The 22,756-nt window shown below is 72.1% G+C and carries 20 protein-coding genes; 11 read left to right on the top strand and 9 right to left on the bottom strand.

From position 1 onward, the window contains the following. Positions 1-30 precede the first annotated feature (30 nt). From VFV89_RS08985 to VFV89_RS08970, 4 genes are all read left to right on the top strand, one after another. Complete coding sequence (locus tag VFV89_RS08985; protein ID WP_329705589.1) at positions 31-1,596, top strand: FAD-dependent monooxygenase; 1,566 nt, start codon at positions 31-33, stop codon at positions 1,594-1,596. Positions 1,597-1,656: 60 nt separating this feature from the next. Then, positions 1,657-2,046: an SHOCT domain-containing protein gene (locus VFV89_RS08980; RefSeq protein WP_329705588.1), complete on the top strand. Its 390-nt coding sequence runs from the start codon at positions 1,657-1,659 to the stop codon at positions 2,044-2,046. 146 nt (positions 2,047-2,192) lie between these two features. After that, positions 2,193-4,514: an arylsulfatase gene (locus VFV89_RS08975; RefSeq protein ID WP_329705587.1), complete on the top strand. Its 2,322-nt coding sequence runs from the start codon at positions 2,193-2,195 to the stop codon at positions 4,512-4,514. Positions 4,515-4,583: 69 nt separating this feature from the next. Further along, positions 4,584-5,462, top strand: coding sequence for an SUMF1/EgtB/PvdO family nonheme iron enzyme (locus VFV89_RS08970; RefSeq protein ID WP_329705586.1), 879 nt, complete (start codon positions 4,584-4,586; stop codon positions 5,460-5,462). On the opposite strand, the gene VFV89_RS08965 is transcribed toward VFV89_RS08970, so the two are convergent. The 4 genes from VFV89_RS08965 to VFV89_RS08950 all read right to left on the bottom strand — a co-directional run bounded on the left by VFV89_RS08965 (position 5,429) and on the right by VFV89_RS08950 (position 10,084). After that, on the bottom strand, positions 5,429-5,941 hold the full coding sequence (locus VFV89_RS08965) for a potassium channel family protein (RefSeq protein ID WP_329705585.1): 513 nt from the start codon (positions 5,939-5,941) through the stop codon (positions 5,429-5,431). The two genes, VFV89_RS08970 and VFV89_RS08965, sit on opposite strands and share 34 nt — an antisense overlap. Positions 5,942-6,016: 75 nt before the next feature. Continuing rightward, entirely contained in the window at positions 6,017-6,628 is a 612-nt protein-coding gene (locus VFV89_RS08960) for an HdeD family acid-resistance protein (protein WP_329705584.1), read from the bottom strand. Positions 6,629-6,646: 18 nt separating this feature from the next. Continuing rightward, entirely contained in the window at positions 6,647-9,349 is a 2,703-nt protein-coding gene (locus VFV89_RS08955) for a LuxR C-terminal-related transcriptional regulator (RefSeq protein ID WP_329705583.1), read from the bottom strand. Positions 9,350-9,553: 204 nt separating this feature from the next. Continuing rightward, positions 9,554-10,084, bottom strand: a complete 531-nt coding sequence (locus VFV89_RS08950) for a DUF1269 domain-containing protein (RefSeq protein WP_329705582.1) — start codon at positions 10,082-10,084, stop codon at positions 9,554-9,556. 246 nt (positions 10,085-10,330) lie between these two features. Between VFV89_RS08950 and VFV89_RS08945 the strand changes: the two genes are divergently transcribed. Next, complete coding sequence (locus tag VFV89_RS08945) at positions 10,331-10,543, top strand: hypothetical protein (RefSeq protein ID WP_329705581.1); 213 nt, start codon at positions 10,331-10,333, stop codon at positions 10,541-10,543. Between the two features lie 18 nt (positions 10,544-10,561). On the opposite strand, the gene VFV89_RS08940 is transcribed toward VFV89_RS08945, so the two are convergent. Next, the gene (locus VFV89_RS08940) at positions 10,562-11,632 is read right to left on the bottom strand and encodes an AI-2E family transporter (protein WP_329705580.1); all 1,071 of its coding nucleotides are present in this window, start codon (positions 11,630-11,632) and stop codon (positions 10,562-10,564) included. A gap of 287 nt (positions 11,633-11,919) precedes the next feature. On the opposite strand from VFV89_RS08940, the gene VFV89_RS08935 reads away from it, so the two are divergent. Then, on the top strand, positions 11,920-13,887 hold the full coding sequence (locus VFV89_RS08935; protein ID WP_329705579.1) for a phage holin family protein: 1,968 nt from the start codon (positions 11,920-11,922) through the stop codon (positions 13,885-13,887). A 65-nt stretch (positions 13,888-13,952) separates the two neighbouring features. On the opposite strand, the gene VFV89_RS08930 is transcribed toward VFV89_RS08935, so the two are convergent. Continuing rightward, positions 13,953-14,585, bottom strand: coding sequence for a response regulator transcription factor (locus VFV89_RS08930; RefSeq protein WP_329705578.1), 633 nt, complete (start codon positions 14,583-14,585; stop codon positions 13,953-13,955). Between the two features lie 107 nt (positions 14,586-14,692). Between VFV89_RS08930 and VFV89_RS08925 the strand changes: the two genes are divergently transcribed. Continuing rightward, positions 14,693-15,427, top strand: coding sequence for a DinB family protein (locus tag VFV89_RS08925; RefSeq protein ID WP_329705577.1), 735 nt, complete (start codon positions 14,693-14,695; stop codon positions 15,425-15,427). Between the two features lie 42 nt (positions 15,428-15,469). Here the strand turns inward: VFV89_RS08925 and VFV89_RS08920 are convergent, their stop codons facing one another. Then, on the bottom strand, positions 15,470-16,030 hold the full coding sequence (locus VFV89_RS08920; RefSeq protein WP_329705576.1) for a DinB family protein: 561 nt from the start codon (positions 16,028-16,030) through the stop codon (positions 15,470-15,472). Between the two features lie 63 nt (positions 16,031-16,093). Here VFV89_RS08920 and VFV89_RS08915 point away from each other — a divergent pair, with 63 nt between their 5' ends. Beyond that, positions 16,094-17,038, top strand: a complete 945-nt coding sequence (locus VFV89_RS08915) for a YafY family protein (protein WP_329705575.1) — start codon at positions 16,094-16,096, stop codon at positions 17,036-17,038. A gap of 13 nt (positions 17,039-17,051) precedes the next feature. On the opposite strand, the gene VFV89_RS08910 is transcribed toward VFV89_RS08915, so the two are convergent. After that, complete coding sequence (locus VFV89_RS08910; protein WP_329705574.1) at positions 17,052-17,714, bottom strand: VOC family protein; 663 nt, start codon at positions 17,712-17,714, stop codon at positions 17,052-17,054. An 11-nt stretch (positions 17,715-17,725) separates the two neighbouring features. Further along, positions 17,726-18,307 (bottom strand): dienelactone hydrolase family protein, encoded by a 582-nt coding sequence (locus VFV89_RS08905; protein ID WP_329705573.1) that lies wholly within the window; start codon positions 18,305-18,307, stop codon positions 17,726-17,728. Positions 18,308-18,423: 116 nt separating this feature from the next. Between VFV89_RS08905 and VFV89_RS08900 the strand changes: the two genes are divergently transcribed. The 3 genes from VFV89_RS08900 to VFV89_RS08890 all read left to right on the top strand — a co-directional run bounded on the left by VFV89_RS08900 (position 18,424) and on the right by VFV89_RS08890 (position 22,495). After that, positions 18,424-19,545, top strand: coding sequence for a 5-methyltetrahydropteroyltriglutamate--homocysteine S-methyltransferase (locus VFV89_RS08900; RefSeq protein WP_329705572.1), 1,122 nt, complete (start codon positions 18,424-18,426; stop codon positions 19,543-19,545). 5 nt (positions 19,546-19,550) lie between these two features. Further along, positions 19,551-21,011, top strand: a complete 1,461-nt coding sequence (locus tag VFV89_RS08895) for an aldehyde dehydrogenase family protein (protein ID WP_329705571.1) — start codon at positions 19,551-19,553, stop codon at positions 21,009-21,011. A 92-nt stretch (positions 21,012-21,103) separates the two neighbouring features. Continuing rightward, on the top strand, positions 21,104-22,495 hold the full coding sequence (locus tag VFV89_RS08890) for an HNH endonuclease (protein WP_329705570.1): 1,392 nt from the start codon (positions 21,104-21,106) through the stop codon (positions 22,493-22,495). Positions 22,496-22,756: the final 261 nt, after the last annotated feature.

The following is a 22,756-nucleotide window of genomic DNA, read 5'->3' as shown; positions in this document are numbered from 1 at the left end:
GAGAGGCTGTGATCCAGGTGGCGACAAGGGATGGCTGAGCGTCATGTCCCCGTGCTCGTCGTCGGGGGCAGCCTGGTCGGGCTGACCACCTCGGCGCTGCTCGCCGACCAGGGCGTGCCGCATGTGCTGGTCGAGAGCCACCACGGCACCGCCATCCACCCGCGCGCCGCGTCGTTCCACCAGCGCACCATGGAGGTGTTCCGCTCGATCGGCCTGCAGGGCGCCGTCGAGGAGGCGGCGGCCGCGGAGTTCGTGCAGAACGGCGCGATCATGGCCGTGGAGAGCCTCGGCGGCAAGGAGATCCAGTACTTCTTCCACTCCTACAACGAGGGCGTGGAGGAGCTCAGCCCCACCGACCGCCTCTTCATCACCCAGGTCGGTCTCGAGCCCGTGCTCCGCGACCGTGCTGCCGAGCTCGGCGCCGAGCACCGGTACGCCACGACGCTGGTCTCGTTCGGGGAGGGAGACGACCAGGTCCGCTCGGTGATCCGCCCCCGCGACGGTGGGCCGGACGAGGTGATCACCTCCGACTACCTCGTCGCCGCCGACGGCGCACACAGCGGCGTCCGCGAGCGGCTCGGGGTCGCCATGACCGGCCGGGGGAGCTTCGCGGACTGCGTGACGATCTACTTCAAGGCGGACGTGACCGGGCTCCTGGGGGACCGGAACCTGAGCGTGGTCTACGTCAACCACCCCACGCTGCTCGGGTTCTTCCGGTTCTCGATCACCGGCGACTCCGGGTTCCTCGCGGTCTTCTCCACCATCGGTCCGGACGGCGAGCGCAACACCCGGGTCGGCGACGACGTCTCGACCGAGCGGTGCGTGGCGATGGTGCGCACCGCCCTCGGCGCGCCCGAGCAGCTCCCCATCGAGATCGAGAACGTCCAGGAGTGGAGTGCGAGCGCGGCCACCGCGGAGACCTTCTCCCGCGGCCGGGTCTTCCTCGCCGGCGACTCCGCGCACGTCATGCCTCCCACCGGCGGGTTCGGCGGCAACACCGGGGTGGCCGACGCGCACAACCTCGCGTGGAAGCTGGCCCTGGTCAGCAAGGGACTCGCGGGCCCGGGCCTGCTCGCGTCGTACTCCGAGGAGCGCCGCCCCATCTCCGCGCTCACCGTGGAGCAGGCCTACACCCGCTACGTGCTGCGGGTCGACCCGTCGCTGCCTCGCGAGGACCTGCAGCCACCGCTCGACGACGCGTCGATCGAGCTCGGGGCGACCTACCGCTCGAGCGCGGTGGTCGGCGGGGACGCTCCGGACCAGCCGCTGGACGACCCGCGCTCGCAGAGCTGGCTGCCCGGCACCCGCGCGCCGCACCGGTGGGTCGACGGGCGGTCGACGGTGGACGTGGCGGGCCACGGCTTCGCGCTGATGGTCACCGAGGACGTCGACGGCTGGACCGAGGCTGCCGATGAGGCCCAGCGGCTGGTGGGCGTGCCGGTGGCCGTCCAGCAGCTCGACGACCCCGGCACGCTGCACGGGGCAGCGCTGGTCCGGCCCGACGGCGTGGTGGCCTGGCGCTCGACCGACGAGGGGGCCACGGCCCAGCTGCGCCCCGCGCTCGCCGGGATCCTCGACCGGGCCGCTGCGCCGTGAGCCCGGCGTTCACCCGTTGCGGGTGAGGAGCGGGGGACCCGGGCCAACGACCGTGTGCGCATGAGTTTCTGGGACATCATCTGGTTCATCATCGTCAGCTTCGCCTTCGTGGCCTACCTGATGGTGATGTTCAACATCATCGCCGACCTGTTCCGCGACAAGGGCACGTCAGGGGGCATGAAAGCCCTCTGGATCTTCTGCCTCCTGTTCTTCCCCTTCATCACCGCGATCGTCTACCTGATCACGCGCGGCAACGACATGGCGTCGCGGCAGGCCGCGCAGTTCGCCGAGTCACGCGCCGCCCAGGACGAGTACATCCGCTCGGTCGCGGGAGGCGGCGGCGGCGCCTCGGCCGCGGACCAGATCAGCCAGGCCAAGGCCCTGCTGGATGCGGGCTCCATCACCCAGGCGGAGTTCGAGACCCTGAAGGCGAAGGCCCTCGCGAGCTGAGGCACACCTGAGGCACACCTGGAGCAACCGCCTCGTGCCGGCCGGTCACCCGAATCGGGTGTGCCGGCGGTGCACCGCGCCCGCGCAGGGTCGGGGCACCGCAGTCGTGGTCGCGGCTGGGGCTCCGCGAGCGCAAGGACGAGACCATGACCGATGAGTTCAAGGGAGTGATCCAGCTCGACGTCCGGGACTCGGTCCCCGACTGGGGTCCCTACGAGCTGACCCGGGCGCCGGAGGGTGCGCCCAACATCCTGGTGATCCTCTACGACGACACCGGGCTCGCCGCCTGGTCGCCGTACGGTGGGCGGATCGAGATGCCGACCCTCCAGCGGCTCGCGGACAACGGGCTCACCTACACCCAGTGGCACACGACCGCGCTGTGCTCGCCGACCCGCTCGGTGTTCCTGACCGGTCGCAACCACCATGTGAACCGCTGCGCCTGCATCATGGAGGGGACCGACGGCTTCCCGGGCGCGGCGGGTCGGCTGCCCGCGGAGTGCGCGACCATCGGGCAGGTCCTGCAGGACAACGGCTACAGCACCTTCTGGGTCGGCAAGAACCACAACGTTCCCGAGGAGGACCTCGCCAGCGGTGGCAGCCGCTCGGAGTGGCCCCTGGCCAAGGGCTTCGACCGCTTCTACGGCTTCCTCGGCGGCGAGACCAACAACTGGTACCCCGACCTCGTCGAGGACAACCGGTACATCGAGCAGCCCGCGCGCCCGGAGGAGGGCTACCACCTCTCCAAGGACCTCGCCGACCAGGCGATCCGGATGCTGCGCGACCAGCAGTCCGCCAACCGCTCCAAGCCGTGGTTCATGTGGTACTGCCCCGGCGCCAACCACGCGCCGCACCACAGCCCGCCGGAGTACGCCGAGAAGTACCGCGGCATGTTCGACGACGGCTACGAGGCCTACCGCGAATGGGTGCTGGCGCGGATGGTGGAGAAGGGGGTCATGCCCGAGGGCACCCAGCTGACGCCGATCAACCCGATGCCCGACGACGTCGCGAACCCCGCTGACGCCGTGCGCCCGTGGGACAGCCTCGACGCGGACGAGAAACGGCTCTTCTCGCGGATGGCCGAGGTGTTCGCCGGCTTCTCGGAGTACACCGACGTGCAGACCGGCCGGATCATCGACCATCTCGAGCGCACCGGTCAGCTGGACAACACCCTGATCTTCTACTGCGCGGACAACGGCGCGTCGGGGGAGGGGACGCCGCACGGCTCGGTCAACGAGAACAAGTTCTTCAACGGCTACCCCGACGACCTCGCCGAGAACCTCAGCCGCATCGATGACCTCGGCAGCCCGGACACCTACAACCACTACCCGACCGGCTGGGCGGTGGCCTTCAGTACGCCGTTCCAGATGTTCAAGCGCTACTCGCAGTTCGCCGGTGGCACGTGCGACCCGATGGTCGTCCACTGGCCGGCCGGCATCCGGGCCCGCGGCGAGATGCGGCACCAGTACCACCACGCCACCGACATCGTGCCGACGATCCTCGACGTTGTCGGTGTGGAGATGCCGACCACCTACCGAGGGGTCGAGCAGCACCCGTTGAACGGCACGTCGATGCGCTACAGCTTCGACGACGGTGCGGCGCCGACCACGAAGGAGCGGCAGTACTACGCGATGCTGGGGACGCGCGGCATCTGGCAGGACGGCTGGAAGGCTGCGGCCATCCACGCGCCGATCAGCGGCCTCGGGCGGTTCGACGAGGACCGGTGGGAGCTCTACCACGTCGACGAGGACCGTTCCGAGTGCCACGACCTGGCGGCCGAGCACCCGGAGAAGCTGCAGGAGCTCATCGGCACGTGGTTCGAGGAGGCCGAGCGCAACCTCGTGCTCCCGCTGGACGACCGGACCGCGATGGAGCTGATCACCGTCGAGCGCCCGCAGGCCGAGCCGGCGCGGGACCGCTACGTCTACTACCCGCACACCGCGCCGGTGCCCGAGGCCGTGGCGGTCAACGTGCGGGGCCGGTCGTTCAAGATCGTCGCCGACGTCGAGGTCACCGCCGGGTCCGAGGGCGTGATCTTCGCCCACGGGTCGCGGTTCGGCGGCCACGCGATGTTCCTCAAGGACCGCAAGCTGCACTACGTCTACAACTTCCTCGGCATACCACCCGAGCAGGCGTTCGTCTCCGGCGAGCTCGAGCCGGGCAACCACGTCCTCGGCATGGAGTTCGTCCGAGAGGGCGCCGGCGAGCACGGCGAGTCAGTGGGCACAACTCGGCTCAGCGTCGACGAGACGGTGGTCGCGGAGGGACCGATGCGCGCGCAGATCGGGAAGTTCACGCTCTGCGGCGACGGCCTGTGTGTGGGCTTCGACAGCGGGGACCGGGTGAGCCGGCACTACGACGCGCCGTTCACCTTCACCGGCGGCACCATCCTCGGCGTGGCCGTCGACGTCAGCGGCGAGAGCTACATCGACCTCGAGCGCGAGGCCGCCGCGGCCATGGCGAGGGAGTGACGCGGGACGGACGGACGAGTTGCACGCCACGACCGGCCGATGGTGCCGGTGCCCGGTGCTGCGACGCGCATGGGAAGCAGGCACTTCTACTCCGAGGAGACCCCCGAGGTCGACGTCGTGGTGGCTGACGTCGTCTGGATGACTCACCCGGTCACCAACGCCGAGTTCGCGGGGTTCGTCGAGCGGACCGGCCACGTGACCGTCGCGGAGCGCGCCCCGGACCCGGCGGACTTCCCCGGCGCCGACCCCGAGCTCCTGGTGCCGGGGTCGCAGGTGTTCACCCAGACCGACGGCCCGGTGTCCTTCGACGACTGGACGCAGTGGTGGCGCTGGTGCCCGGGCGCGTCGTGGCGGGCCCCCGAGGGCCCGGGGTCCGACTGGCGGGACGTGGCCGAGCACCCGGTGGTGCACATCGGATGGGAGGACGCGGCGGCGTACGCCGCATGGGCCGGTCTCCAGCTGCCGAGCGAGGCAGAGTTCGAGCACGCCGCCCGTGGAGGTCTGGCGGGCGGCGCCGACTACGCGTGGGGTGATGAGCTCCACCCCGACGGAGCGGTGCTCGCCAACATCTGGCAGGGCGACTTCCCGTGGCGCTCGGACGACGCGAGAGGGCACCACCGCACCTCACCGGTGGCGGCCTACCCCGCCAACGGCTACGGGCTCTTCGACATGGTGGGCAACGTCTGGGAGTGGACCCGGACGCGGTGGACACCGACCCACCTCTCCGCGGGTGCCGAAGTGGCGGCCGCGACGGCGCTGCCGGTGCCCACCTGCTGCGGTGGGCCGGTGCGCCCTCTCCTCGCCGAGCAGGACCGGATGGTGACCAAGGGCGGCTCGCACCTCTGCTCCCCGCAGTACTGCCGGCGGTACCGCCCGGCGGCCCGTCAGGGCCACGGCGTCCGCGACACCACCTCTCACCTCGGGTTCCGCTGCGTCTTGCGTTCCTGAGCCTGGCTGGCCTGGCGTCGCAGGTGTGCGCTCACCGTTCCGGCGGCGGCGGCCACGAAGACCACGTCGAACAGCATCTGCAGCAGGACCAGGACTCGCGCGAACTGGCCAGTGGCGTGCACGTCGCCGTAGCCGACGGTCAGCATCGTCGAGGCCGTGAAGTAGAGCGAGTCGACCTTGGTGTCCAACCCCGAGACCTGGCCGGGCTGGTGGTCGGCGAGCCCGTAGAACGAGAGGGCGAAGACGACCCAGACGCAGACGATGGCGGTGACGAGGCCGTCGAGCCGGCGACTCTCGTCGGCCAGCGAGAGCCGGATCTGGATCACCAGCGAGGCAGCCAGGCCCGTGAACACGAGCACCGCCAGGACGGCCCGCAGGACGATGCCGCCCTCGGGCTCGGACTCGATCGGCGCCAGGAAGTAGAACGCGAGGACCAGGACAGTGATGACGACCAGCCTGGCCCAGCGGTAAGTGTGCACTCCTCACCTCCGGTCGGGTCCCGGACAGGATCGGGTCCTCGGACGGGTGGCTGCTTCACCCGTCCTGGGTGAGCGTCACCCGGCAGGTGCGGTCGTCGGGCCGGCGGCACCCGTGGATCGGCGGTGCCGGTCCGAGCGCAGCACGAGCGCGGAGGCCACCGCGATGCCGCCGATCGCGAACAGCCACACGCAGATGACGACCACCAGCACCCCCAGCGACAGCTTCGGGTTCACCAGCAGGAAGCCGCCGGCGAGGATGCTGATCGCGCCCGTGACGAGGTCCCACACCCGGCGCTCGTGGACGGGCGACACCAGCGCTCCCACGACGTCGATGACCCCGGAGATGACCCACCACACCCCGAGCAGGATGCCGATGACCAGCAGGGTCTGCACCGGGTCGCGCAGGAAGAGCAGGCCGACGATGATGGCCAGGCCGCCGATGAGCCCGTGCAGCGCCCGGACGCCGCCGTCGAGGCCCCGGGCGCCGACGGCCACCACGATCCGCAGCACGCCGGACACCAGGATCTGGATCGCGATCAGGACGGCACACACGACCAGCGTCTCGTCGGGCCACACCGCGAGCACCAGCCCGAGGCCGATGCTGACCAGCCCGTAGGCGAGGATCACGCCCCAGTGGTCGGCGAGCCGGTCGGCACCGGGGACCGGCGGCGGAGAAGAGGAGGACATGCCGGTCATCCTCACCCATCAGAGCAGGTGCTGGCTCCGGGCGACCGCGAGCGCCTCGCTGCGCCGGGAGACGGCGAGCTTCCCGTAGAGGCTCGACACGTGGGTCTTGACCGTGTTCTCGGAGACGAAGAGTGAGGCCGCGATGTCCGCGTAGGTCGACCCGCGAGCCAGCTCGGCGAGCACCTCGCGCTCGCGGGGTGAGAGCACCGGCCGGACGACCGCAGGGAGCACCGCCTCGCGCTCGCGAGGGGTCGCGGTCACCGGGGCGAAGACGCTGGTGATGTCGGGTCGGTCGGCGGTGGCGGCGGCCAGCTCGTGGACCCACGGCGAGGTGGAGACCCCGTCCAGGCGCTGCAGCAGGGACGCGACCGGCGTCCCCTGGCGGCACCAGCCCAGGAAGGGCACCGCGTTGCGGCGTACCTCGGTGGCGGTCGCGGCCTCCGCCATGACCTCGAGTGCCTCGTCCTGCTGGCCGAGCGCGTCGAGGAGCTGCGCCCGGCAGACCAGCGCCAGCGCGCGGCTCGGTGGTTGGGAGTACGTCGCGTCCGCGGCAGCGGCCTCGAAGGCATCCGCCGCGGCCCGGCGGTCCCCAGCGAGGTCGGCGCGCAGCCCGCCCACCAGCTCGGTCTCACCGGCGGCGCCCAGCGCGGCGAGCTCCGACTCGAGGGCCCTGAGCGCGTGCCGGTCCGCCGAGAGTGCGGCCAGGAAGGAGCGCTCGAGGAGCAGTGCGGCGCGGAGGTGGTCGGGAAGGTGCGCGTCGGCCAGTAGCGGATGCTCCAGCGGTGTGGCGAGCACGCGCTCGGCGAGCGCGACGGACCCCGCGGTCAGGGCCAGCCGGGCGTCGCGCATGCGCAGCCAGAATCGGGTGCACAGGTCGGCACCGTGGACCGTGGTCCCGGTCCCGGCACCGAGCGGCTCGATCGGCTCGGTCGGCCACGGCAGGTCGACCAGCCCGCTGAGGAGAAGGGCCAGCGCGGCACGGGACGGCGAGTTGCGCGCGCGGAACGCGTCCGCCGATTCGAGCCTGCCGAGGGCCTCGGTGGCGACCTCGGCACAGGTGCGCTCCCGGCCCGCCATCAGCTCGGTGAAGGCGAGGTGTGACAGAGCCGAGACGACCATGGCCGGCTGCCCCTGTGCCCGCGCGAGCCCGACGGCGACGGACAGACTGGCCTCGGCCTCGGCCAGCTCGCCGAGCCAGTTCTGGGCCACGCCGAGCTCGCTGGCCAGGATCGGCAGCACGGCGGCGCTCCCGTCGTCGGAGGACGGCTTGGTGCGCGAGGCGATCATCACTCGCTTGGCGTTGCCCACTGCGGCGTACACCGGCTCCAGACCCAGCCGGGCCCTCCACAGCCGGACGCACGCGAGCACCTCGTCGGGGTGGCCGGCCTCGTCGCCACCCGGCCGGTGCTCCACGATCCTGTCGATCCAGTGCCGCGCCTGCTCCAGGTCGTCGCACACCCACCGGTCCAGGGCGACGGCGAACCACGTGTCCGGGCGTGCGTCGACGGTGTCGGGATGCCGGCGTACGAAGTCCAGCACCTCGGGTGCGCTGCGGCGGCTGAGCGCCATCCGCACTCCCTCGCGGGCGAGCAGGTCCGCGGCCTCCTCCTGGGCGTTGACGCCGACCAGCCGCTCGAACGCGCCCTCGGCCAGGCCGCGCGCGAGGTCCAGGTGCACCGCCCGGACCACGCTCGCCCGAGCCTGCGCGACGTCGACGCCGCCGGCGACGAGCCGGCGCCGGATCACCTCGACGAGCAGCGGGTGGATGCGGTACCGGGTCGACAGGGGGTCATCGCTCGAGCTGTCCGACGGGACCCGGCTGACCAGCAGTCCGGTGTTCTCCAGGTCCACCAGGATGTCCACGGCCAGCGGGTCATGGGCGAGATGGACGGCGAAGCCCGCCGACACGACGCCCTCGGCGGCCACGCACAGGAGCAGGTGGCGCTGTCGTGGGGTGAGCGCGGTGAAGACCTCGCTGGCCACCCGGTCCGCGATGGAGATGTTCCCCGAGGCCAGCCGCTGCGCGGCCGCCAGCGGGTCAGGCGCCGCTCCCACCGCCCGAGCGGCGAGGACCACCACCGCACACCAGCCCTGCGCGTGGTTGGTCACCGCCCGCACCACCTCGGGGTCCGTCGTCTGGGCGTGCTCGGAGACCAGCGCGGCGCACTCCGCGTCGCCCATCCGCAGGAGGTCACCGCGGAGCACGGTGAGGTTCCCGAGCAGCTCGGGCAGCAGCCGGGTCAGCGGCAGGTCCCACCGGCTGACGAGGAGCACGCGCAGCCGCTCGGGCGCCTCGGTGAGCCGCTCGTCCACCAACCGCACGGTTGCGGTGGGCAGCGCGTGTGCGTCGTCGACCACGACCAGCCGCGGATCCGTCTGAACGTCGTCCGGTGTCGCGACGGCCGCGTCGAGGACGGCACCGAGGCGATCGGGCGTCCACGTGGCGTCTGCGTGGATCCACGTCGCACCGGCGGCCTGGGGCGCGGCCGTGTGGTGCAGCCAGCCGCCGACACCGAGCGTCTTGCCGGCGCCGACCGGCGCCACGAGCAGCGTCACGGCGGACCCGGTGGCGTGGTCCAGCCGCTCCCAGAGCCGGCTCCGAGGCACATAGACCCGGGGCAGGCGCGGGCCTCCGTGCGGCGGGTCGGCGGCCGGCTCCGCGCGTGAGACCTCGTCAGGTCCGGGCTGCGCTGCACCGGGCGAGGTGTGAGCCCGAGCCATGGGGTCTCCTGCCTCGACGGAGCAGAGCCCAGGTCCCCCCGGGTCTCTCAGGCCTCGGCCACGCCGAACTGTCGGTCCGGTGCTTCGCGCCGGAGGTCGGTGTGGAACGGACGCGACCCCGTCCACGTCCCGCTCCAGCATAGGCCCGCGGCCCTCTGGTGCCGCCACCCACCTGGCCGTGTTCACGTGGCCCGCGCGGGGTCCTCAGGCCGGATCGTCGCCCGGCGACGCGTCCTCGACCAGGGCATGGAGCGCCTCCGGCGCATCATCGGAGAGCCACGCGTGCATGAGCCGTACGTCGCCGCGGGCCAGGCCGCGCTCGACGAACGGGCGGACGATGTCGAGGTCGGCGTCGCCCGCGAGCACGAGGAGGGCCGAGGTTCCAGGCGAGAGGCTGCTCCTGAGCTCCTCGAGGAAGCCGTCGTCGATGCCGCTGCCGCGCACCTTCTGTGCGAGCCCGGCGATGCCGGCGCCCGCCGCGGCGCCGACGACCGGCGCCAGGAACAGGGCGCCCACCAGCGCGCCGAGCGCCGACCCTTTCGCTGCCGCACCCGCCGTGCTGTGCCGCAGGTGGCCGACCCGCGGTTCGTCGGCGCCGGGGACCCAGGTGATGGTCACGGCGTCGAGCACCGAGACCGCCTTCTGCTGCTGGAGGTCCTTGAGCCGGACTTCGCCGGCCGCGGCGCCCATCGCGGTGTCGTAGAGCCACACCGTCAGGCTCGTCCTGCGCGCCATCGAGGCCTCCCCGCACTCGCTTCGGACCGCGCCGAGCGCACGGTCACCGGGAGCACCCACGCTCGTCCCACCGGTGGGAGGGAGCCTCACCCGTTTGTGGTGAACGGACCGTTGGCCACGCCGGTGGCGGGCCTCGCCCGATTCCGGTGAGGTCACGCCCACGGCGGACGCCCTAGCGTCGGGTGGAGTCGGCGGGGCGCGCGGCCGGGTGAGGTGGCGCAGCGGGAACCAGGAGCAGGTGAGCTGGTGGGTGACGTGGCCAGGATGCTGATCCGGGTGGACGCGGAGATGACCGATGAGCTCACGAGCGCGTTCCCGCACCTGACGGCTCGCCACCACCGGGCCTCCACGACACTGACCGGCCAGATCTCCGACCAGGAGGAGCTGCAGGGGGTCCTCAACCTGCTCAGCTCGCTTGGGCTCGATGTGGTCGAGGTGCTGACGATCCCGGAGGACTGAGACCCGGGCCGGCACGCCTCAGGGGTCGGTCCGGTTGGTGACGAGCGGGCGCAGCCAGCTGCTGGCGGGGTCGGCGTCCAGCAGGACCGCGCGCACCAGCAGGGAGAGCGGGATCGCGAGGATCGCCCCCAGCGGCCCGATCACCCAGGTCCAGAACACGAGGGACACGAACGTCAGCGTCGTCGAGAGGCCCACCGAGTCGCCGACCACGCGCGGCTGGATGCCCGACTGGATGACCAGGTTGAGGATGCAATAGACCGCGACCACGGCCAGCATGTCCGTCCAGCCGCCGTCGAGCAGTGCGAGCAGCGCCGGTGGGACCAGGCCGATCACGAACCCGATGTTCGGGATGTAGTTGGTGAGGAAGGCGAGCAGCCCCCAGAGAAGTGGCGCGGGGACGTCCAGGAGCGCCAGCGCCACGGTGTCGAGGACGGCGACGATCAACCCGAACACCGTCGAGACGACCAGATAGCGCCTGGTGCCGTGGGCGAAGTCGGTCAGCGCCTCCACCAGGTGCGGCCGGAGGTCGGCCGCGGCCGCGAGGTGGCGCGGGAACATCGCGCTGTCCATGGCCATGAAGAGCACCAGCGCGAGGACGAGGACCAGCGCCGAGGTGACCCCCAGCAGGTCACTGAGTGCGGACGAGATCACGCCGGTCAGCCGGGAGAGGTCGAACCCCTCCTTCAGGTTGTCCACCTGGGCAGTCGAGATGCCGAGGCGGTGCAGCCCTCCGGTGAAACTGCTGACGAGGTCGTCCAGGTCGTCCTGGTAGTCGGGCAGCAGGGACGCCAGCCTGGCCGCGGACACCAGGAGCGTGACGGCCAGCAGGATCGCCAGCGCGTAGATCACGACCAGGCAGAGCGTGGTCGCCACCCACGACGGAAGCCGGCGCGCGAGCCACTCCCGCAGCGGATGCGCGGTGATCACCACCACCAGGGCGAGGAACGTCGGGCCGACCAGGGACTCGGCGGCCTTCATGCCGGCGACGACCACGACGGCCGCGGCCAGGCCCATGAGCAGCACGACGCCACGCGGCACTCGCCGGGCCGGCGAGGGCCCCTGGACGTGCGACGGAGACGCCGTGGCCACCCGACCGCCTTTCTCCGCTGGTACGCCGTGGTCATGCTGCGGCGCGGGTGGCCACACCGCGTCACCCGAGTTGGGTGACCCGGCTCAGCCACAGTGGTCGCGTCGTCGCGACTTCACCCGGCACGGGGGAGGCAGCCGGCATCCCCGAGGCGGTCGGCTGGGGCGCCGGAACAGGTGGCACGCCCCAGGGACGGACAGACGAGACGGACAGAGAGGCGGGTCGCGCATTGGTGTCTGACCCCACCGCCATCAGAGGTGCCCCGCGATGGGGGGTCCGCGGCACCGACGTGGCACGGCTGCTCGCGGCCTGGGCGGTCAGCGCGCTTGCCCTGGCTGTGGCCGCCTGGCTCCTGAAGGGTCTCTCCTTCGACTCGTGGTGGCCGATCCTGGCGGGGTCCGCCCTCACCGGGGCGCTGGGCCTCGTGGTTCGTCCGGTGCTGGTGGCGGTCGTCGCACGGGTCGGCTGGCTCGCCGTGGCCCTGGCGGCGCTGTTCGGGCAGGCGCTGATCATGCTGGCCGCGCTCTCGGTCGTCCCCGGGGTGCGGTTCGACTCGTTCTGGACCGTCTTCGCCGCGGCCTGGCTCGCCGCCATGGTCGGCACCGCGATCACGTGGCTGCTCAGCGCTGGGACCGACGAGGGGTTCGCCGCCTCGCTGCTGCACCGTGCCACGTCCGGGTCGGGGACCGAAACCGGGCAGCCGGCCGGGGTCGTCTTCGTCCAGCTCGACGGGGTGTCGTACCCCGTCCTGAGCTGGGCGCTGCAGGCCGGGCTGATGCCCGTCGTGCGGGGGTGGGTGGAGGCGGGCACGCATGCCGCGCACGAGTGGATCGTGCAGATGCCGTGCACGACCCCGGCGAGCCAGCAGGCGATCCTGCACGGCACCGCGGCCGGCGTCCCAGCCTTCCGCTGGTACGACCGCGAGCTCGGCCGGGTCCTCGTCGCCAATCGGCCGGCGGACGCCGCGGTCATCGAGAAGCGGGCCAGCACCGGACGGGGGCTGCTGGCGGACGGTGGAGTGTCGATCTCCAACATCTTCACCGGCGACGCGCCCCGCGCGGCCCTCACCATGAGCAGGGTCGAGGTCACGCGTGGAGCCCGGCCGACCCGGGCAGCCGTCGCCCGCTACCTGGTCCGTCCCGACGGCCTGGCCCGGAGCCTCGCCCGCACCATCGGCGAGGTCGTCCGGGAGCGGTTCCAGGGGGCCCGCCAGCACCGGCTCGGCATCCGGCCGCGGATCCATCGGTCCTGGACCTTCGCCGCGATGCGGGCGGTCAGCAACGGCCTGCTCCGCGACCTCAACACCGCCCTCGTGGTGGAGGAGATGCAGCGCGGGACGCCGAGCATCTATGTCGACTACGTGGACTACGACGAGGTCGCGCACCACGCGGGCGCCACCCGCCTGGAGTCGCTGGCCACGCTGACCTCACTCGACCGTGTGCTGGGCACGATCGCGATGGCGGCTACATCGGTGCCGCGCCACTACCACGTGGTGGTCCTCTCCGACCACGGCCAGTCCCAGGGCGAGCCGTTCGCGAGCCGGTACGGCGTCGACCTGGCCGGCATCTGCGCCGAGCTGGCCCAGGCGTCGGTCACCGGCGTCGAGCAGTCGGTCGAGGGGTGGGGGAGGGTCGGCACCCTCGCCGACGACCTGGCCGCGACGCAGGGGGCGACGGAGCGGCTGGCCCGCTCGGTGGCCGGCCGCGTGGAGGCACACCTCGAGACCGAGGCCGAGACCGGCACGGAGTTCGTGGTGCTCGGCAGCGGCAACCTCGGACTGGTCTTCGTGCCCGGGCCGGTGCGGATGCTCCGCGAGGAGCTGGAGGAGCGGTGGCCACTTCTCCTGTCCGGCCTCGCAGCCCATCCGGGCGTCGCGTTCGTGTCGGTGCTGTCCCGGACCGGTCCCGTGGCGATCGGGGCCGATGGCACCCGGGACCTGGTGACCGGGGAGGTGGACGGGGACGACCCGCTGCAGGGCTTCGGGGCGCACGCGGCCGCCATGCTCCGCGACGCCACGCTGCTGCCCGAGGCCCCCGAGGTCTACGTCAACAGCGCGGTCGACCCCGGCACCGACGAGGTGGCCGCCTTCGAGCCGCTCGTCGGCTGCCACGGCGGGCTGGGCGGCTGGCAGGACCGGGGCTTCGTGCTCGCCCCGCCCCAGCTGCTCACCGTCGAGGAGCCGATCCTCGGGGGAGTCGCCCTGCACCGGCTCCTGGTCTCCGTCCTCGAGTCCCTGGGCCACCGCGGCAGTCTCTGAACCGCGTCGGATGACACCGGCCGGTCACTGGACAACCGCGCCGCCCCCGCCCGCCGGATAGTCCCCTAGGAGGCGTCGTCGGCGGCGGCTGCGAACCCGTTCCGGATCGCCCAGCCCACCGCCTGGGACCGGTTGGCCGCGCCGATCTTGCCGTAGGCGTTGCGGACGTAGGTCTTGACCGAGTTGATGCTGAGGAAGAGCCGGTCGGCGATCTGCTTGTTGGTCAGCCCCTGGACGATGAGGGCGAGCACGTCGGACTCGCGCGCCGAGAGGCCGAACCTCTCACCCAGCCGTCCGCTCCTGGCGACCGACACCGGGGCCCGCGTCGTCTCGCGGGCCGCTCTCGGACCAGCCGCGGCCTGCACTGCTTCGACCAGCTCCTTCTCGTCGGCCCCGAGCGCCACCGACCCGTCCACTCCAGCCGCGAGTGCCCGGCTGGTCAGGTCAGGACGGAGCTCCCGTCCGACGGCAACGACGCGGGCGCTGGTCTGCCTGAGCAGGTCGGCCAGCTCGTCGTCGCCGCTCCGGAGGGCGTAGACGTCGTAGAGGACGACGCCGGGATCCTCGCGGTCGGGACCGTCAGGTGCAGGGACGACCCGGAACCGCTCGGGATGGCGTCTGAGCAGAGCCTTGAGGCCGGTCCGGACGACCGGGTGCGGGCTGCACACGGCCACCGGGAGCGGTTGGACAGCTGACATGCAAGCAACCTTAATCCGTGCCTCTGCGCAAAGAGCAGAGATTCGGCCGTTGGTGCGCGCCGGGTTTGCGGACGTCGAACGTCCGGAAGCCGTTCTAGGGTCTGGCCGTGGCCGATCGGCGTGAGCACGACCTGAGCGGTGAGGTGCTTCGCGACGTGGTGGTGCGTGGCGCCGACCTGCGCGGTGGTGGCATCGCTGACTGCCGGCTCCGCGGCGTCGACCTCTGGAACCTCGAGATCCACGGCGAGCTGCAGAACGTGGTGATCAACGGAGTCGACATCGCTCCGCTCGTCGAGGCCGAGCTGAACCGTCGTGACCCCGAGCGCACTGCGATGCGGCCCGAGACGCCGGACGGGTTCCGCCGGGCCTGGGAGATCCTCGAGCGGCGCTGGGCCGAGACCCTGCAGCGTGCCCGTGCGATGACGGAGGCCCGGCTGCACGAGCCGGTGGGGGACGAGTGGTCGTTCATCCAGACCCTGCGCCACCTCTGCTTCGCCACCGACGCGTGGGTGGGTCGGATGGTCCTCGGCGACCCGTCGCCCTGGCACCCGCTCGACCTGCCGTGGGACGAGGCCCCCGGCTGGGAAGGCATCCCCTGGGACCGGGACGCGCGACCGAGCCTGGACGAGGTGCTCGTGCTGCGCGCGGGACGACAGGCCATGGTCCGCGAGGTGGTCGAGCGGCTCACGCAGGAACAGCTCGACGACACGGTCACCCGGACGGAGCCGGGCTGGCCGCAACTGGAGGACTTCCCGGTCCGGGAGTGCCTGCTGATCGTGCTGAACGAGGAGTGGGAACACCGCTCGTACGCCGAGCGCGACCTGGCCGCGCTGGACGACTGACCGGTTGCCAGGCAGTCAGCCGTCAGCGGCGCAGTGTCGGAATCACGACTCGTCCTCGTCGGGCAGCCCCTCGCCGACCAGTCCGTCGATCGACTCGCGGATCAGGTCGGCGTGGCCGGTGTGCCGCGCGTACTCCTCCACCATGTCAACGAGCATCCGGCGCAGGTTCGGCGGCTCGTTCCACTCGGTCCAGCGCACGGGCGAGTCGGCCGAGCCCTCGACGAGGAATGCCACGGTCGCCGCCCGTGAGCGGCCGACCGCCGCCTCCCACAGCGCCTGGAGCTCCTCGGCGGAGTCGTCGGCAGCGCTGTGCCACTCCCAGTCGGGATCGGCGTCGAAGTCCACGTCCCGCCACGGCTGCGGCATCACCTCGCCGAGCCCGAGGGAGAAGTAGTAGTCCTCGACCAGCGCCACGTGCTTGGCCAGTCCGGCCAGGGTCATCGTCGACGGACCCAGGGTGCGGCGCATCGCCTCCGCCGGGAGACCGAACACCTTCCAGGCGAAGGTCCGCCGGTTGCGGTCGAGCGCACCCAGCAGCGTGTCGATCTCGGAGCCGGCCACCGGCAGCTCGACGGGGCCCGGGACATCAGCAGTCGTGGTCATGCCGCCGACCGTAGGGCCGGTTCCGGACGGTTGACTTCCGGTAGCTGGGCTACCGTGCCGGGCGTGTACGACGACAGCAGCCCGACCTCCCGGGCCCTGATGGCTCTCGAGCTGCTCCAGGGCCACCCCGGGATCACCGCCGAACGGCTGGGGGACCGGCTCGGCGTCTCCGAGCGCGCGGCCCGCAGGTACGTCGCGATCCTGCGCGAGGCCGACGTCCCCATCGAGTCGGTCCGTGGTCCCTACGGCGGCTACCGGGTCGGCCGCGGGCTGCGGCTGCCGCCGCTGATGTTCACCGCGTCCGAGGCGCTCGGCCTGGTCATGGCCGTGCTCGAGGCGCACGGCGGCACCGAGGGCGACGACCCGGTTGCGACCGCGGTCGGGAAGATGGTCCGGGTCCTGCCCGAGAACGTCGCGCGGCCGCTCGAGGCGCTTCGGGGCGTGAGCGCCCGGCGTACCGATCCCGACCCGCCGCACCCCGAGACCACCGCGACCCTCGTGCGCGCCAGCGCCGACCGGCGCCGGGTCCGGATCGGCTACGCGCTCGGGCCGCATCGCGAACGCACCCTGCAGGTCGACCCGTGGGCGGTCGTGGTCCGGCACGGCCGCTGGTACGTGCTGGGCTGGTCGCACGCCGCCGACGCCCGGCGGATGTACCGCATCGACCGGGTCACCTCGGTCGAGGTGCTGGCGGACCCGTTCACGCCGCCGGACGACCTCGACCCGTTCCGGGCCCTCGAGGAGCAGATGTCCCAGGGCTGGCCCTACCAGGTCGACGTCGTGATCCACGCACCCCACGACGAGGTGCGCCGCTGTGTCCGGCGCAGCCTGGGCTCGCTCGAGCCGGTGGGCGCCGACCGGTGCCGGCTGACCGGCACCACCGAGAACCTGCACTGGTATGCGACCGAGATCGCCGAGCTGCCCGCGCCTTACACGGTCGTCGGCGGCCCCGAGCTCCGTTCGGCCGTGCGCGACGTCGCCCAGCGGATGCTGGACTCGCTGGCCTGAGGGGTGGGAACCCTCAGCTCCGAATGACGAACTCGTTGCCATCGGGGTCGGCGAGCACGCCGTCGGCGACCCGCGCGGCACCGAGGGCGACCAGCCGCTCGACCTCGCTCGGCGTGGCCTCGACCTCGAACCTCATCCGGCGACCGGTCTTCGGTGCGACCGGCGGCCCGCCCCACGAGATCTTGGTGCCGCCGAGCGGTGACTGGACGGAGGTCTCCTCGTCCTGGTCCCAGTTGAGCCGCCAGTCGAGCGCAGCGCTCCAGAACAGGCCGACCTCGCGGGTCCCGTCGCAGGCGAGCTCGCCGAGGAAGCCGGTTCCGGCGAGGAACCGGTTGCCGGCCTCGATGACGCAGAGCTCGTTGCCCTCGGGGTCGGCGAGCACGATGTGGCCCTCGTCGGGCAGCTGTACGACGTCGAGGTGGGTGGCGCCGAGGGCCAGCGCCCGCTCGACCGTCCGCTCCTGGTCCTCGTCGCGGGCGCTGGTCAGGTGGAAGTGGATCCAGTTCGGCCGGCTCTTGTCGGTCGCGCCGGGCACGAACCGCAGCTCGAACGCCGGCTCGTCACCACCGCGGACGACCGGGCCGTGCACCGGTCGACCGAGCAGCCCGCCCCAGAACGCCGCCTGGGCCTCCGGGTCGTGCGCGTCGACGGACAGAGCCAGGAGTCGGACCGACATGGCTCCTGACCCTAGACACGGCCGAGGAACTCCAGCACCCGCTTTTGGAGGAGGGCGGTCGCGTCCGGGTCGTACGACGCCAGCGAGCCGTCGGCGAACAGGTGCTTGTCGCCGGGGTAGGTGAACAGCTCGGCGTCCGGCACGGTCGCGACGATCTCGCGGGCCGCGTCGATGTCGCCCTCGCCGGCGAAGAACGGGTCGGCGTCCATCCCGTGGATCTGGACCGGGACGCCCTCCGGCCACGGACCGAACGCCCAGTCGCCGGTCAGCGGGATGCACGACTCGAACAGCAGCGCCCCGGCCGCGCCCGGCCGGGTCTGGGCCAGCCGCTGGGCCTGGGCCTCCCCCATCGAGAAGCCGGCGTAGACAAGGGACTCGGGGAGCCCGGCCGCGATCTCGTCGGCCAGCTTGTCGACGTCCGGGGCGCCGTCGCCCTGTGCGTAGGCCAGCCCGGCCTCGATCGAGTCGAAGGTGCGACCGTCGAACAGGTCCGGGGTGTGCACGGTGTGCCCTGCCTCCCGCAACGAGTCCGCGAACGCGACGATGCCGGGCGTCAGCCCCTGGACGTGGTGGAAGAGGAGTACTTCTGCCATGGCTACGACGCTACGGCCGGATCCGGACGACCCGCTTCCGCAACCCACGATCGTGTGGATTTCGCTGAGCAGAACGACCCGCTTGGCGCGGTTGAGCGTTGGCGTACGTTCGCACCATGGCAGCAAGGACGCTCCCGCCGTTCCGTGCCGACCACGTGGGGAGCCTCCTCCGCCCGCCGGGCCTCCTCGACGCCCGCGCCCGGCACCGGGCCGGCGACCTCGACGACGCGGAGCTCCGCGCGGTCGAGGACGCCGCCATCCGCGACGTGGTCGCGCTCCAGCGCGAGGCCGGGCTTCGCACCGCGACCGACGGCGAGTTCCGACGTACGTCGTGGCACATGGACTTCATCTACCAGCTCGCGGGCGTGGACCCGACCGACCAGAAGCTCGCGGTGCACTTCCACAACAGGAGCGGCGACCTCGACTTCGAGGCGGCCGCGCTCAGCGTCCACGACCGGGTCGGCCTGGGGCACACGATCTTCGGTGAGGCGTTCTCCTACCTGAAGTCCCAGGTCGACGATGACCAGGTCGCGAAGCTGACCATCCCGTCGCCGAACATGGTCCACTACCGCGGCGGGCGGGCCGCGATCGACGCGTCGGTCTATCCCGAGCTCGACGAGTTCTGGACCGACCTGACCGCGGCGTACGCCGAGCAGGTGCGCCGCGTGGCCGAGCTCGGCTGCACCTACCTCCAGCTCGACGACACCAGCCTGGCCTACCTCAACGACCCCGAACAGCGGGCGATGGTCGCAGCCCAGGGCGGCGACCCGGACCACCTCCACGAGCAGTACGTCAAGAACGTCAACGACGCGATCGCCGGACGGCCGGACTCGCTGCGCGTCACGACGCACATGTGCCGCGGCAACTTCCGGTCGTCGTGGGCGGCGGAGGGCGGGTACGACTTCGTCGCCGAGGTGCTGTTCAGCGAGCTCGACGTGGACGGCTTCTTCCTCGAGTACGACGACGAGCGCTCCGGCAGCTTCGAGCCGCTCCGCTTCGTACCCGAGGGCAAGCCGGTCGTGCTCGGCCTGGTCACCACCAAGTCCGGCGAGCTCGAGGACAAGGACGACCTGAAGCGGCGCATCGACGAGGCGTCGAAGTACGTGCCCCTCGAGCAGCTCTGCCTCTCGCCGCAGTGCGGGTTCTCGTCCACAGTTGAGGGCAACGAGCTGAGCGTGGAGCAGGAGAAGGCCAAGCTGCGGCTCGTGGTCGAGACCGCCGAGGAAGTGTGGGGGTAGTAGTCATGGCACTGCTGGAGGACGTCGCCTGGGAGGGCAAGGTCTACAAGGGCGGCGAGTGGGCCGACGGTCGCGGCGGGACCTACCCCGTCGTGGAGCCGGCGACCGGCGACGAGCTCGCGACGATGGGCAACGCGGACGCCGAGGACGTCGCGGAGGCCGCGGCCGCGGCGGCCGAGGCACAGAAGGAGTGGGCTGCGCAGCCGCACACGGTGCGCGCCGCGGTGCTCCGCAAGGCCGGCGACCTGTGGGCCGAGCACGCCGACGAGATCCGCAACTGGAACGTCCGCGAGGTCGGCGCGATCTCTCCGTTGGCCGACTTCGCCATGCACGTGGCCGCCGAGGAGTGCTACCAGGCGGCGGCGCTGCCCGGCCAGCCGATCGGACAGGTGTTGCCGAGCGAGGAGCCCCGGCTCTCGATGGCGCGCCAGGTGCCGGCCGGCGTGGTTGCGGTGATCTCGCCGTTCAACGTGCCGATCATCCTGGGCATCCGGTCCGTGGCACCGGCTCTGGCGCTGGGCAACGCGGTGATCCTGAAGCCGGACCCGCGCACCGCGGTGACCGGGGGCACGATCATGGCTCGCATCTTCGAGGAGGCCGGGCTGCCTCCCGGCGTGCTCCAGATGCTGCCCGGCGGCAAGGACGTCGGCGAGGCGATGGTGACCGACCCGCACGTGCGCGTCATCTCCTTCACCGGGTCGACCGCGGTGGGCAGGTCGATCGGCGAGCTGGCCGGGCGGCACCTCAAGCGGGTCCACCTCGAGCTCGGCGGCAACTCCGCGCTGCTCGTCCTCGACGACGCCGACGTAGAGAAGGCGGTCGGGCTGACCGGCTGGGCGTCCTTCCTGCACCAGGGCCAGATCTGCATGACGACCGGGCGCTACTTCGTCGCCGACGGCATCTACGACGACTTCGTCGACCAGCTCTCCGTCAAGGCCGGCCACCTGCCGGTCGGCGACCCCGCCAAGGAGCAGGTCGCGCTCGGACCGGTCATCGACGAGCCGGCCCGCGACAAGATCCACGGCCTGGTCACCTCCAGCGTCGACCAGGGCGCCCGGCTGACCGCGGGCGGCGAGTACGACCGGCTCTTCTACCAGCCGACGGTGCTGGCCGACGTACCCCTCACCTCACCGGCGTTCACGACCGAGATCTTCGGGCCGGTCGCCCCCGTGACCCGCGTCTCGGGCGTTGACGAGGCCGTGCGGCTGGCCGCGGAGAGCGACTACGGGCTCTCGCTCGGCATCGTCACCCGCGACGTGATGCGCGGCCTCGCCCTGGCCGAGCAGATCCCGACGGGGATCGTGCACATCAACGACCAGACCGTGAACGACGAGGCGAACGCGCCGTTCGGCGGCGTGGGCGCCTCGGGCACCGGCCGGATCGGTGGCGCGGCGGCCAACATCGAGGCCTTCACCGAGACACGCTGGATCACCATGCGCGGGGAGCCGGCGAGCTACCCGTTCTGAGTCTTCCCCCCTGTGGATCGTCCCAACGGACTGTCGGCGCTCTGTCCTAGACTGTTCACCAACAGAGGACAAAATGTTCGGAGGTACTGGGCGTGCGGGATCTCGGGAGCGACGCCGCGACGACGGCAGGCGCCTCAACCCTGTCTGCGCCGTCGGTGGCGGAGATCGAGTCCTTCACCCGCCGGCTCGCCTTGGACACGGTGGGGCTGGAGGACGCCGAGATGATCGACCGGCTCGCGGCGTTGGAGACCCTGCGGTGTGCCACCGAGGCCGCGCAGTGCGAGACCGTGGCGGACTTCGTGATCTCCCAGCGTCGCGCGGCGGCCGGACGTGGGGTGCCCGCTGCGCGGCGGGACCGGGGGGTGGCCAGCCAGGTGGCGCTGGCGATGCGGCAGTCCCCGACCCGCGGGCAGCGGCAGGTCGGGTTGGCGATGACCCTGCGCACCGAGCTGGCCTCCACCCGGGCGGCGTTCCGGGCCGGCCACCTCGACGGGTACAAGGCCACCCTTATCGCCCGCGAGACCGCCTGCCTGACCGCAGTGGACCGGGCCAGGGTCGACGAGCAGCTCTGCGCCAACCCCACGGTGGTCGAGCGGCTCTCCCCGCGCCGGCTGGTCGGCCGGCTCCAGCGGGCGGCCGCCCAGCTCGACCCCGCCGCCGTGGTCAAGCGGCGCCGCCGCGCCGAGGCCGACCGCCACGTCTCCCTGCGACCCGCGCCCGAGACGATGACCACCCTGAGCGCCCTGCTGCCGCTCAAGGCCGGGGTCGCGGTCCACGCCACCCTGTCCCGGGCCGCCCGGGCAGCCAAGGCCGGCGGCGACCCGCGCAGCATCGGCCAGCTGATGGCCGACATCCTCACCCACCGCGTGGTCCACCCCGGACTCGCCGAGACCACCACCGGCACCGGCACCGGCGGGCGGGAGGCGGAGACCAGCTGGGCCGCCGCCACCGCCCCGGCGGTGGCCGCGGCCGTCCCGGCCGGGACGGCCAGCGCGGTCCCGGTGATGGTCAACCTGATCGTCCGCGACAGCGTGCTCCTCGGCGACGAGGACGGCGCGGGCTGGGTCGACGGCTACGGCCCCGTGCCCGGTGAGCTGATCCGCGGCTGGGTCGCCGACAACCTCGAGACCGGCCTCGCCGCGTGGGTGCGCCGGGTCTACGAACAACCCACCACCGGCAAGCTCGTGGCCATGGACTCCACCGCCGTCTTGTTCCAGGGCCGGCTCGCGGAGTTCATCCGGGTCCGCGACAAGGTCTGCCGCACCCCCGGCTGCGACGCCCCGATCCGGCACACCGACCACGTCGAGGCCCGAGCCCGCGGCGGCCCCACCACCGAGGACAACGGACAGGGACTCTGCGAGCTCTGCAACCACGCCAAACAAGCCGATGGCTGGACCGCGCGCACCGTCCCCGGCCCCACACACACCGTCGAGACCACCACCCCCACCGGGCACACCTACACCTCCACCGCCGAACCACTCTGACCCCGGTGCGGCCGGGGGGACGCCCGGTCACGCCCCAGGGCGATGAGACGAACTGAATGTCTACGTGTCACTAGCTAGATCGAGTCATTGCCTGACGGCCTTGGCGCAACGAAGGTGATTGGACGTCGTGGGATCCAGACTCAGCTGTGCGAGGTCCCAGCCGACCGGTGAGACATTCGAGAGTGCGTTCGGGTAACGGCACCATCTGCGGGGCTGGCAGAGAGCTTCACGACAGTGGACCCACGGATATCAGCCGCGCTT

The organism is Nocardioides sp. (assembly GCF_036274455.1).
Taxonomy (GTDB): domain Bacteria; phylum Actinomycetota; class Actinomycetes; order Propionibacteriales; family Nocardioidaceae; genus Nocardioides.
The sequence above is the reverse complement of the archived record's forward strand: the minus strand, read 5'-3'. Positions and strand labels throughout refer to the sequence as shown.